This window comes from Arenicella xantha, from assembly GCF_003315245.1.
In the GTDB taxonomy this organism is placed as follows: Bacteria; Pseudomonadota; Gammaproteobacteria; order Arenicellales; family Arenicellaceae; genus Arenicella; species Arenicella xantha.
In genome coordinates, this window is sequence record NZ_QNRT01000001.1 from 816,699 (window position 1) to 829,461 (window position 12,763).

Annotated in this window: 12 protein-coding genes; 5 read left to right on the forward strand and 7 right to left on the reverse strand. The window is 47.4% G+C overall.

What is annotated here, in order from left to right; translation table 11 throughout:
* Positions 1–27: 27 nt before the first annotated feature.
* The gene (locus DFR28_RS03415) at positions 28–2,799 is read left to right on the forward strand and encodes a CehA/McbA family metallohydrolase (protein ID WP_113952886.1); all 2,772 of its coding nucleotides are present in this window, start codon (positions 28–30) and stop codon (positions 2,797–2,799) included.
* Here DFR28_RS03415 and DFR28_RS03420 read toward each other — a convergent pair.
* Positions 2,796–2,990, reverse strand: coding sequence for a hypothetical protein (locus DFR28_RS03420; protein WP_113952887.1), 195 nt, complete (start codon positions 2,988–2,990; stop codon positions 2,796–2,798). The two genes, DFR28_RS03415 and DFR28_RS03420, sit on opposite strands and share 4 nt — an antisense overlap.
* A gap of 134 nt (positions 2,991–3,124) precedes the next feature.
* On the reverse strand, positions 3,125–4,150 hold the full coding sequence (gene sohB / locus DFR28_RS03425; RefSeq protein WP_113952888.1) for a protease SohB: 1,026 nt from the start codon (positions 4,148–4,150) through the stop codon (positions 3,125–3,127).
* Between the two features lie 195 nt (positions 4,151–4,345).
* On the opposite strand from sohB, the gene DFR28_RS03430 reads away from it, so the two are divergent.
* From DFR28_RS03430 to DFR28_RS03445, 4 genes are all read left to right on the forward strand, one after another.
* Positions 4,346–5,155 carry a hypothetical protein gene (locus tag DFR28_RS03430; protein WP_211316833.1) on the forward strand — a complete coding sequence of 270 codons (810 nt, stop codon included), beginning with the start codon at positions 4,346–4,348 and terminating at the stop codon, positions 5,153–5,155.
* Between the two features lie 148 nt (positions 5,156–5,303).
* Positions 5,304–6,395, forward strand: coding sequence for a quinolinate synthase NadA (gene nadA, locus DFR28_RS03435; RefSeq protein WP_113952889.1), 1,092 nt, complete (start codon positions 5,304–5,306; stop codon positions 6,393–6,395).
* 141 nt (positions 6,396–6,536) lie between these two features.
* Positions 6,537–7,541, forward strand: a complete 1,005-nt coding sequence (gene hemH, locus DFR28_RS03440) for a ferrochelatase (RefSeq protein ID WP_113952890.1) — start codon at positions 6,537–6,539, stop codon at positions 7,539–7,541.
* Positions 7,522–7,998: a GNAT family N-acetyltransferase gene (locus DFR28_RS03445; RefSeq protein WP_281268350.1), complete on the forward strand. Its 477-nt coding sequence runs from the start codon at positions 7,522–7,524 to the stop codon at positions 7,996–7,998. Before hemH ends, DFR28_RS03445 begins: the two co-directional genes overlap by 20 nt.
* A gap of 71 nt (positions 7,999–8,069) precedes the next feature.
* Here DFR28_RS03445 and DFR28_RS03450 read toward each other — a convergent pair whose 3' ends face one another.
* The 5 genes from DFR28_RS03450 to glnL form a co-directional block, all read right to left on the reverse strand.
* Complete coding sequence (locus tag DFR28_RS03450) at positions 8,070–8,399, reverse strand: hypothetical protein (RefSeq protein ID WP_113952892.1); 330 nt, start codon at positions 8,397–8,399, stop codon at positions 8,070–8,072.
* A 151-nt stretch (positions 8,400–8,550) separates the two neighbouring features.
* Positions 8,551–9,441, reverse strand: a complete 891-nt coding sequence (locus tag DFR28_RS03455) for an AraC family transcriptional regulator (RefSeq protein ID WP_170131963.1) — start codon at positions 9,439–9,441, stop codon at positions 8,551–8,553.
* A 123-nt stretch (positions 9,442–9,564) separates the two neighbouring features.
* Positions 9,565–10,242 (reverse strand): TIGR04211 family SH3 domain-containing protein, encoded by a 678-nt coding sequence (locus DFR28_RS03460; RefSeq protein WP_113952894.1) that lies wholly within the window; start codon positions 10,240–10,242, stop codon positions 9,565–9,567.
* Between the two features lie 79 nt (positions 10,243–10,321).
* Positions 10,322–11,704, reverse strand: a complete 1,383-nt coding sequence (ntrC, locus tag DFR28_RS03465; protein WP_113952895.1) for a nitrogen regulation protein NR(I) — start codon at positions 11,702–11,704, stop codon at positions 10,322–10,324.
* Positions 11,697–12,761, reverse strand: coding sequence for a nitrogen regulation protein NR(II) (gene glnL / locus DFR28_RS03470; RefSeq protein WP_113952896.1), 1,065 nt, complete (start codon positions 12,759–12,761; stop codon positions 11,697–11,699). The genes ntrC and glnL overlap by 8 nt, the downstream gene beginning before the upstream one ends.
* Between the last annotated feature and the right edge of the window lie 2 nt (positions 12,762–12,763).

The window sequence follows — 12,763 nt, forward strand, 5'->3', positions numbered from 1 at the left end:
AGCCACTTCGGCAAGGTAATAATACCCATGTCCAAATGTCCACGGCGCGCAACTAATCCACTTTACTTTAGTTTAGTCACCTGCGGCCAGCTTCTATTGGCCGCATCCGCTGCCCACGCTCACAGCGGCCAAGCACACGAATCAGTAACTACTGAGCATGACGCACCGCCGCATCGTACTCAAAGTGCGGTAATCGCAACGCAGATCACACCGAGCAATGCCGCGCATTTAATGCCCCAAGGCCCCGATGCAATCAGCGGCGTCAATGATTGGTTAATAAGCAATGGCACCTTGTGTGCAGTAGTCTCAGACCTAGACCATGAAGGAGAGTTTTCTACACGCGGAGGGTCATTGGTCGACTTAGGTTTTTGTAACCGAGCCGATGATCACTACAACTCCTATTACGACCTACTGCAAGGCAGCCGACTGCGGCCATTAGATGGCCAAACTATTCGAATCCAACAAACATCCGACAGTGCTTCGATCATTGTCGACAGCACACGCGACGGCGCGGTGATGCAGACTGAGTACCGACTCAGTACCACTAGCCCAACTCAACTACATATTCAAAAGCGCCTCAGCAAAGCTGACGATCTAAATTTCTATTCCACGCTGAACTTTAATTATCATTCGCTAGAGTCGTTTGTTTTTTCGAGTAAAAACCCGCGCCAATCAACCGGTTTTCAGAACGAGGATTTTGTAAGCCGTGGCCAAAGCGCTATTTCGGTAGCCGCGCGACACGCCGACACCATTATTACGGTAAGCCCACCTGATGCTGAACACGGAATCAGCTATGGCTGGCAACTGCTGAGTGCCGAACGTGTGAGCGGTGACGACCGTTATCCAGTGCCTCATTTTGTGCTGGCAGATGACTCGTCCAACGCCATGCTCATTCTCAGCGATACGTTTTATATTGGCGATGGTTCGAGCATTGGCTGGCTACAGATGCCGCAATTGCTGTTGCTCGATTTAGACCAAGATGCGATTGAAACCAAAGAGATCATCTACGTAGGAAAACGTGGTGATGTGGCTTCAATCACCGACCAGCTATTGACTGACACCACGCTGGTCAGCGGCCAGATTACTGAGGCCAATGCGGCACTTCATATTTGGCAAGATAATGGTCAGCCATTAACGCATGTACGACCAGACCACGACGGCAGATTCACCTTGCGTATCCCCCGCGGACGCTACCGTTTCGAGGTCCGCGGCAGCGCGTCGCGCACGATTTCGCGAGACATTGAAATTGGCGCCACGGCAATCACGTTAGATACCTTCGAGCTGCCGACCACAGCTACCATTAAATTGCCCCAAGGCCAACCAATGCGTCTGGTATTTGAAGGCTTAGATGGCACACCTAATCCAAATTTCGCCGACACGTTAACCGGCTCATCCGTGCGCGACGACGATGGCGAAACGTTTTTGAATCCGGTGCCTCAGCTCTTTCTTGCTGGTGTCGAAGGCGATCCGGTATCGGTTAAGGTCGCCCCAGGAAAGTATCGGGTATACGCAACACACGGACCTGAACATGACTTACAAAAGGTCGAGATCGAGGTCGGCGATGATTCACTGACGACACTTGAGATCGCCGCCCCGAAGCGACAGATTGCCACACCAGGTTATATCGCGAGCGACCTCCATGTGCATTCAGGCGTCAGCTTCGATAACGCCTTCTCAGAAACCGAACGAGTACGCACGTTTGTCGCTGAGAACGGGGAAGTCATGGTTTCAAGCGAACACGACATACCGGTGGATTACGCTCCACGCATTGAAGCTCTTGGCGTACAAAATAAAATCACCTCGATCGCCGCGGCCGAAGTCACCAGCTTGCTGCCAACTGAACTTAATCCATACACCAGCGGGCATGCGAATTTTTTCCCTTACCAGCCTGACCCTCTGGCTTTTCGCCGCGGGATGATCAACCATGAAAACCGTCGCTGGCGGAACATAATTCACGACATCAAACAGCAACAGCCGGACGTGGTGGTGCAACTTAATCATCCTCGGCTTGATCTCCGGCTCAGCGGCAAATCACTGCCTAGCGACTGGCAGGAAATCATTGATAACGGCCAATTTTTAGATCACATGGGGAGTGCCGGTCATCCATACAACCCACACCTACCGCTTAGCTCAGCGCCAAATAACGTATTAATTGAACCAGACCCGGTAACCGGCATGCGTGATATAGACTTCGATTTAATTGAAGTCATTAATCCCGGTGGAGAACACCACGAACAGCGCATTCGGGCCATTCGTCAAGACTGGTTGTCATTATTGAAACAAGGCGAAAAACTGGTTGCCACGGCCAATAGCGACTCTCATCGAAGTGATGTGCAGGTAGCTGTTCCACGCACCATGGTAAACATGTCGAATGACCAAGTAACAGCGTTTAATCAAGCGGAGTTTCTTCGCTCTCTCAAAGCTGGCAACGTCTACGGCACCACCGGCCCGATGCTCGAAATCTCACTCGGCGATAAGGTGATGGGAGAAATGTTTAGCGGACAACGCGGGCAACTAAGTCTTAAGGTATTCTCTACTGACTGGATTCCAGTCAACTTGCTTAAGCTACAAATTAATGGAGTCACCATTGAAGAGTATTCGTTGGACTCCAATAAAACTGAACATACCTTATTGATTCCAATGTCTTTTGATCAAGACGCGTTTGTCACCGTTGAAATAAGTGGCCCAGCTGAGCAAGACTACGCTGCTATATACCCTGGCATGACCCCTTATGCGTTTAGCAACCCCATCTATATCGACTATGATGGCGATGGCAAATGGACTCCACCAGGCCTTTAACCGCTCTTATTGGCACGCTGATAGGTACGGTCGGGGGTCGACTGACCTTCCATCATCACTCGCATCCAGTGCTTGTGTTGAATGATTCGTTTCGATTCAGGATCTAAGATCGCTGCGCTGTCCGCAACACGTTGATCTGTATGCGGATTCTTAGGATTGGACGAACCAACCTGTTTTGTCGTGCTAGCCACGTTTGTATAACCTTACTTAGGTTCAAAATTTGACGCGGCTAATGATCTTAATAGACCACTAACCGCCCTTCTGGCTACTGTAGAACACCTAAGTTAAGAATCCCAGTCATAACGACCGCACGATTCCCTGTAATCTAATGGTATTTCGAAATATTCTGCACGTCGGCGATTCGCGCTCGAGCCTGATTAATGCTCGAAAACAAGCCACCCATTAGCTTTTCGGGAATTCCTTTCCGAAGTTCCATCTTGACTTCAAAGATATTGAACTGCTTAAGTGCATTCACTAAATAGTCATCACTGGTAATCAACTCATCAACTAAATTTAACTCAAGAGCCTGTTTTCCATACCAATGCTCACCAGTCGACACTTTGTCGATATCCAACACCGGACGGTGCTCCTTCACAAAGTCACGGAATAATACATGGGTTTCCTGTAACTCAGTCTGTAGCTTTTCACGCTCTTTCTCGCCGTTCTTACCAAACATAGTAACGGTGCGCTTATATTCTCCAGCGGTGTGCTGCTCAAAATCAATACCGGCTTTGTCGAGCAAGCGATTGAAATTCGGCAACTGCGCCAACACACCAATCGACCCAAGAATTGCAAATGGAGCAGAAACGATCCGGTCGGCAATACATGCCATCATGTAACCGCCACTCGCAGCCACTTTATCAACTGACACAGTAAAATTCAGCTCAGCATCTTTTATTCTCTGCAATTGCGATGCCGCCAACCCGTGCTCATGTACCATACCGCCGGAATTGTCCAACCTTAACAGCACTTCATCACGAGGCTCGGCAATGCTTAGCACCGCGGTAATTTCCTCGCGCAAGGTCTCCACCTCGGAGGCGCGTATATCGCCCTCGAACTCGAGGACAAACAAGCGAGCTTTTTCCTCAGCCGAATCGCTCGAACGCTTATCCTTTTTTTCGGCCTTGGCTTGCGCCTTTGAATATTGCTTGAACTGCTTTTTATCCATAAGAGCATGCAAAACAGTCGTCTTTAACTCGCTGTAACGATCATTCAAATTGGTGATTTTAAGGCTCGGCCCTTCATCCTTTTTTCGGGCTCCAGCTATTATTGCGACGGCAAACAAAAGAGCCACTAGGCTGGTGACAACCTTGGCGATAAACAAGCCATATGAGAATAAGAATTCGGACATGAAACAATACTAAAGTAGTTTTTTGAGGACGACATTATACCGACGAACAACATCCAAACTAGCTCCACAGTGCCTATACTTGACTTTTAATTGCCTTCATCTATATTGGTCTACAGTTGTACTCTATCAATCGCACTAGCTAATATCTGCTAACCACCCTTAAGTCGACACTTAAGTTCATGAGAGAGAAGCAAAATGGCCAATAAAAAGTCTAAGAAAAAAGCTAAGAAGTTAAGCTCAAATAAGACCCCTTCAGAATCGCAACCAGAAGCAGCTGCTAGCGCAGAAGGTGCGTCAGAAAATAAGGTCACCAAAAAGGTTAGTAAGAAGAAGGTTGCTAAAAAAGCAGCTAAAAAAGCTTCCAAAAAGAAAGCAACTAAGAAGGTAGCTAAAAAGGCTTCCAAGAAAAAGACCGCTGAGGCAGTAGCCAAAAAAGTGTCTAAGAAAAAGGCCGCTAAGAAAGTAACCAAAAAGGTATCTAAGAAAAAGGCCGTTAAGAAAGTAGCCAAAAAGGTATCTAAGAAAAAGGCCGCTAAGAAAGTAACCAAAAAGGTGTCCAAGAAAAAGGCCGTTAAGAAAGTAGCCAAAAAGGTATCTAAGAAAAAGGCCGCTAAGAAAGTAACCAAAAAGGTGTCCAAGAAAAAAGCTGCTAAGAAAGTAGCTAAAAAGGTGTCTAAGAAAAAGGCCGCTAAGAAAGTAACCAAAAAGGTGTCCAAGAAAAAAGCCGCTAAGAAAGTAGCCAAAAAGGTATCAAAGAAAAAGGCCGCTAAGAAAGTAGCTAAAAAGGCGTCTAAGAAAAAGGCCGCTAAGAAAGTAGCTGAAAAGGTATCAAAGAAAAAGGCCGCTAAGAAAGTAGCTAAAAAGGTATCTAAGAAAAAGGCCGCTAAGAAAGCAACCAAAAAGGTATCTAAGAAAAAGGCCGCTAAGAAAGCAACCAAAAAGGTGTCTAAGAAAAAGACCGCTAAGAAGAAGGCTGCCGGACTCAGTATTCCACGCCCTTTTTAGGCGCCCGTCACATACGGCTCAACGGCCACCATAATCGGTGGCTGTTTTATGTCACAGCATTGTAAACTCTGCTAATCCAACAACGCAGTTTTCTGAACAGCTATGATACGATACTGGTGTTATAGAAATCTCGCCGTTGGAGAACACAATGTCAAAAGCGATAGACATACCCAAAAGTCTTGAAAACGAAATTAGTGTAACTGCTGCGCAAGCGCGCTCAGTAACCCACAGTGTGCTTGGCACTACCGCCGAGAAACAGCTCAAGGAGAAGCTGTTGCAGCAAATGAAGGAACAAGACGCAATATTGGTATCTCACTACTACGTCGACGACGACCTTCAAGACCTAGCCGAAGAAAGCGGCGGCAAAGTGGCAGATTCACTTGAAATGGCTCGCTACGCATACGAACACAAAGCTAGCACCATTATTGTAGCCGGGGTCAAATTTATGGCTGAGACATCAAAGATACTCAGCCCAAATAAACGCGTACTACTACTTGATAGCGAAGCTGAATGTTCGCTCGACATTGGCTGTCCAATCGATGAGTTTTCAGCATTCTGCGATGAACATCCTGATCGAACAGTGGTGGTGTACGCGAATACCAGCGCCGAAGTAAAAGCCCGAGCAGACTGGGTAGTCACGTCTTCTATAGCACTGGAAATATGCACCTATTTGCGTGACCGTGGTGAAAAAATCATCTGGGGCCCGGACCGCTTTTTAGGCTCATACATTCAGAAGGAAACCGGCGCAGACATGATCATGTGGCAAGGCTCATGCATCGTTCACGAAGAGTTTAAAGCCGAAGCTTTATTGTCGATGAAGCAAGCACATCCCGATGCCGCAGTGCTGGTTCATCCTGAGTCACCAATGAGCGTTGTTGACCTAGCAGATGTAGTTGGGTCAACCAGTAAAATTCTTAACGCCTCACGTGAACTCCCGAACAAGAAATTCATCGTGGCTACTGAAGATGGCATCTTCCATAAAATGAAGGAATACTCGCCCGATAAGGAATTTATCGCAGCGCCGACAGCCGGCTCTGGTGCCACCTGCGAAAGTTGCGCACAATGCCCGTGGATGAAAATGAACGACCTGCAACGCTTAGAACGCGTGCTGGATACCGGACACAATGAAATTGTGATTGATGAAGAAGTGCGTGCTAAAGCAGAACGCTCATTGAAACGAATGGTTGATTTTGCCAATGAGCACATCCGGCCCGGCATGAAGGTGACGGGCGACGCATAACCCGGCATCAGGCCGACCAAGACGGGAATCGCACGCGAATTACAAACCGATTCCCGTTCACTATTGGCTTTGAAGGTCTTATTCACATAAAAATCGTTGCAGCGGCGTAAGCTCGCAACTTTGCTAACCCACCGTGTCCAAATGAAATATCTAGGTCAAGAGAGCGATTTCGCTAACAGCAACGCCAAGACAGGCGTTCTACTAATCAACTTAGGCACGCCTGAAAGACCTGTTTGCCCAAGCTTGCGCGCTTATTTGGCTGAATTCTTGATGGACCCAAGAGTGATCGAACTGCCCTCGCTACTCCGCGCAATTCTGGTAAGGGGTATTATTGTTAATGTGCGCTCACACAAAAGTGCCGCCACATACCGCGAAATATGGACCGAGAATGGCTCGCCACTAATGCTTAATACCGTGCAATTAGGCGAAGCCACAGCGGCACTTCTTGATGATAACTTCCATGTCGAAGTAGCCATGCGCTACGGCGAACCCAGCATTGAAAAGCAACTAAGCAAACTCCACCACGCAGGGGTTCGCAATGTAATAGCCATACCACTATATCCACAGTACAGTGGCAGCACCAACGGTTCGACATTCGATGCCATCGGTAAAGCATTCCGCAAGCAACGCTGGGTACCGAACTTGCAATTTGTCAGCGACTATTATCAATACGACTCGTATATCAAAGCCATCGGCGACTCAATATTAGCCCATTGGCAGAAGCACGGTCGCAGCCAAAAACTAATTATGTCGTTTCATGGAGTACCTAAAAAATATATTGAGCGTGGTGATCCTTATCAAGCTCAATGCGAACAGTCGGCCAACGCAATTGCTGACCATTTGCGGCTAGCATCCGACGAATGGATGCTAGTATTTCAATCGCGCTTGGGCGCTCAAGAATGGTTAACGCCATATTGCGACCAAACCATGAAGGCACTGCCCCAACAGGGTGTCACCTCAGTTGATGTGATTTGCCCAGGCTTTAGCGCAGACTGCTTAGAAACTTTAGAAGAAATTAAGGGTGAAAACAAAGAGTACTTCTTGAAGGCTGGCGGGCAAAAATATAATTACATTCCATGCTTAAATGATTCACCAGCGCATGCCGCGCTAATGGCCGAAATTATCCGTGACCACACAAGGAAATAGGCTCTCACCACCATTAAAGGCCCACCTAAGCGAAATGATGACGTGGTTCACTAGCGACCAACAGATCACCAGTTGGGGAGGGCCCGGGTTTAGGTTTCCGTTAAGCATCCATTCGTTTAAAGAAGATTTAAAGCTATCTGAGCTAGATAGCTTTGCGCTAACAGACCAGTCGAACCGCCTACTCGGGTTTGGTCAATGTTACGAACGCTTGAGCCGCTGCCATTTAGGACGATTGGTGATTAACCCAGCGCATCGCGGACGAGGGCTTATTGCCCAATTGATGACGCAGTTAATTACCTTTGGCCGCGAAAAATTTGACACCAACGAAGTGTCATTGTTCGTACTAAACGATAACCATTCCGCTTTATCAGCCTACCAAAATTTCGGATTTTCAATTGAACAATATCCTGAAGTACTTCCTCTCGAAAATTGTTCATACATGCTAAAGACCTATTAAAAAATGGCCGAAGGACACAATCCTTCGGCCAAGACCTAAATCGAGGGTCATAGTAGTAAATCAGTATCGTGCTACTTAGATGCTATGCCGCTAGCCGTACAGTTTGCACCGCTCACACAACTCAAGGCAATCGCTTGATCATCTCTGATAGTGCACAACACGGTAGATCGTTCACCGTCGGTGCTGACTCGAAATTTGGCTTTAAAAACACCTCTTCGAGAGGTGATATTACTAGCCTTGATACTATCCGCTGAGTCAAATTGAGCCGCCACATTTGCCGTGCAATCAGACAGCAAAGCGCTATCAGAGCGACCATCAGCCGCGTTAGCCGGCAGCACAATTGTTAATGCTGCGATTGAAGAAATGGCGAGTAGAGTGAGAGTGTTGATAATGCGTTTCATAATAAAGTGCTCCTAGAGTGAGTATTCGGTTCAGTCATGGAGCACCAGCAATCAGCGACCCTGTGACTGGAACGTATTTCAACTCTTTTCTTTTTGAAACTCTGCCGAATAGTTGAGAGACTCTGCTGAATTTTAAAATTCGATAGAGTTTTCAATTATCCGAAAGGAATTCGGCACGATATTTAGTTGGCGACACGCCAAATTGCGCTTGGAAGGCGCTATTAAATGATGATATCGAACGAAACCCAACATCCAAGGCAATACTCAGAACCGGTATCCGAGTATCTTCCCTGAGCTTTACCCCGGCTTCTTCGATTCGATAATTGTTTATAAACTGATTAAAATTACGATAACCGAGCTCTTGGTTTATTTTTTTTCGTAGTTTGTACTCGGGAATATTCAACAACCCAGCCAAGGTACTCACTCTCAAATCGTGATCAGCATACAGGCGCTCAGAACGCATCTTGACCAATAGCTCACGCATCAACGGATCATCACTTACAGCAGGAGTAGGCACCGGAAGACTAATGAGTCGCGCAGTTGGGTTTAACTTAATCAAAAAGTAATTCAAGGTGAACGAAAACACGAAAATCACCAAACCAGTCATCACCGCTAGCTCCAATGGCGGATTGAAGTCGGTAAGCACTTCTACCCAGAATACGATGAAAATAAGCAGCGCTAGCAGTAAGGTAAAGATGTTACGTAATTTTGCCCGCATCTCGACCAAATCATTATCACGCCCGCGCCACACCACAAATATCGCCATCGCGGCAATCAAAGCTTTTAGCATTTGCAGCCAAATTGGTGAACCCGGCAACCCTGCTTCAGTGAACTGAAACCACAGTGACGCGAGCAAAGAAAAACCCACTAACACTACCATCCAAATTGGTATGCGACAGTTCTCCTCAAAAATAAACCATGAGAACACGAGTAGCAAGCAGGGCGTAATAGCCGAAAAGTACCAAAAGAATCGAACGTGCTCGCTGTATGGGGTATACGCTTTCAGCAACGGCATGCACAAATATGAAATTATCCCGATCATCAACAATGCTCCCACTCCTCTAACCCGCTGAGGGTTATCTGAGCAGGCGATCAGAAACATAAAGAGTAATATCTGAGATACGGACAGAAGCCTCAGGCTAATGTTGGCGTATTCGAGCAACGCCTAAGCTCCCCAAGATTGTCGGCGAGGCCGCTTTGCGATCGATAATATCCAGCCGAGCAACAAACCAATAAAAACCGTACCGCCACCAAGCACATACCATCGCTTTGCACTTTGGTCTTTAAGCACTTCGTTTTGGATACGTATATCATCTAATTGCAGGAGAAGCTGCTGAACCTCACTCTCCAGCTTACGACTGCGTTGCGCCAAGTTGACAGAATCTCCCGAAATTTTCTTGATATCGGCAAGCTCTGTGGTTGCCGCTTGCAACTGATCTGTCAAACTCGTATTCAGCTGAATTAAATCTTGATTTTCTGCTTGGCTATTCGCCAACAGCGTTTGTAGCTCTCCTGGCTTGGAGCTCAATTGCTTGAGCTGCTGCTCGAGATATCGAACACGATTGCGTGCCGATTCATTTTGACTTAAGAAACGCGTCAACACATACCCAATCTCGCCCTGAGATGTTTGAACTTGGCTATGGCCATTGCCGGCATCTAAGCGTAATACTTCTAACCGTGTTCCACTTTTTAGCGCCTTAACAATTTTGTTCTGCACACTAGGCCCAGTACGCAGCATGATTTCAAAATCATCGGTTACGTAGCGAGTCTGAGCGGAGCTAGCCGACACAAAAAGAAGCGACAATACGCTACAAAAAATGAGAAAACCGACCTTGATATTCATACGATAACGGAAATATTGTAGTTAACGGAGTTAGATAATTATACACTGCGCCAACGGTTTCCGACCGTCTATCCACACCTTAGTCTAAGTTTAGCTCTTTTAGTTTACGCGCCAGTGTATTTCTCCCCCAACCTAACAATCTAGCGGCGTTTTGTCGATGCCCACCAGTGTGATCAAGGGCGACTTTTAGCAAAGTGGTCTCAAACTGTTTCACCAAATCTGGGAGTACATCGTGCTGCCCGAGGTTCAACTTTTGTCTCACAACTTTAGCCAACGCAGCTTCCCAGTTAACAATTCGTGTTTCGGCAGGCTCACCAAGCACCTCTTTAGGCAAGTCCTCAACACCAACCGTTGTCGCCGGAGCCATTACCGTGATCCATCGACAGATATTTTCTAATTGACGCACATTACCCGGCCAGTCGTACGCCATCATCCGCACCATGGCTTCATCAGAAAGTACTTTCATATCAACTTCAAGTTCATCGGCGCTCGAACGCAAGAAACGCTTAGCTAATAACGGAATATCCTCTAACCGCTCACTTAAAGTAGGCAAGTCGATACGAATAACATTCAAACGATGATACAAGTCTTCGCGAAATTTTCCTTCGCTGACCTGTTTCTCTAAATCGCGATTTGTCGCCGCCAAAACGCGCACGTCGACCGAAATAAGGTCGCGTCCACCAACTCGATAGAATCGCCTATCTGACAGCACACGCAGCAATCTAGTTTGCAGCTCGGCTGTCATTTCGCCAATTTCATCTAAAAACAAGGTGCCTTTATGAGCTTGCTCAAAGCGACCTTTACGCTGAGCTTGCGCCCCGGTGAAGGCGCCCTTCTCATGACCAAAAAGCTCCGACTCCAAAAGTTCAGCCGGAATAGCAGCAATATTAATCGCGACAAATGGATTTTTAGCTCGTGGACTATGACGATGCAACGCATTGGCAACAAGCTCCTTACCGGTACCAGACTGACCACATACCATTACATTAATATTTGACTTTGCGAGGCGCCCAATAGCGCGGAATACCTCTTGCATGGCTGGCGCTTCGCCGATAATTTCGACCTCACTCTCCGGCAAGCTTGCTTCGGTCGACTGCCCATCTGCGGGCTCAACCGCCCGCCGCACTAATCGCACGGCCTCATCCAAGTCGAAAGGTTTAGGCAGGTATTCGAAAGCACCACTTTCGTATGACGCAAGGGCGCTATCGAGGTCAGTATGCGCGGTCATAATGATGCACGGAACACGTGGATGCTTATCATGCAGCTCTTTAGCCAACTCGAGGCCACTCATTCCGGGCATACGAATATCGGTCATCAGCACGTCCGGAACACCGTCCTGCAGTGCACTCAAGACTGACTCTGCATCAACGAAGTCACTCACTTCAAAGTCTTCCGCTCTGAGCGCGCGCGCGAGTACCCAGCGAATAGATGAGTCGTCATCCACAATCCAAACTTTATGCATCGCTTTCTTCCTCAGACGTGTACGGCAAATAAATGGAGAAGCATGTTTTGCCGTGATAATCCTCTAGCAAAACCACGCCGTTATGACGCTGCACTATTTCTTGCGTGATCGATAAGCCAAGCCCACTGCCCTCTGGCCGGCCAGTGATCAAAGGGTCGAACAATATTTCTTTCATTTCTTCCGGCACACCGGGACCTTCATCCCAAATCTTGATTTTCAATGCTTGCCGGTGCATCGCTTGATTAATCGTAACAAAGCGTTCGAATTTTGTGATCAAGCCTAAGGTGATAAAACGCTTTCCGTCTTGCGCCTCAATGGCATTCCCCACGATGTTTAGCACCGCCTGAATCATCTGCTCACGATCCACGCTTACTTCGGGCAACGCAGGATCGTAAATTCGATTCACCACCAAACGCTTGCTGTTTTTTACACTGACTAAATGCACCACATGCTCTAGCACTTCGTGAATGTTAAGTCGCACCGGTTTGAGCTGCTCTCGTGAGCCCATCACGCGATCAACTAAGCGTGTCAACCGGTCGGCTTCTTTAATGAGTATGTCGGTTAGCTCTTTGCGCGATGGATCCTTGATCTCGCGGTCCAACAACTGAGCGGCGCCTCGAATTCCCCCTAAAGGGTTCTTAATCTCATGCGCCAAGCCTCGCATCATTAAGCGAAAGGATTGCTGCCGCTCAAGCTGATTCTTTTCTTTCATGAAGCGAGAGATACGATTAATCGAATTAATTTCAATCAAAGTAGCCGAACCCGATTTGGCAGTACCGCCAACCGCGGACAACGTCATATCCACCAACGCCTGGTAACCAGATATCTCCAACTCAATTTCGCGCAAGGTGAACTTAGCGTTCTGCGTCATACATTTGTGAACACAGGACTGCACTAACTCGTCTGGAATAAGTTCCGGAATAGAAAGACCAACTAGATACCGTCGACTTTGGCAGAACAGCGTTTCAGCAGCGATATTTACACGCACGATTTTGCCGCCTGTGTCGACCAACAACAAGGCGCATTCTAAGCTCTCTATTAGATCTTGACTATCCACAG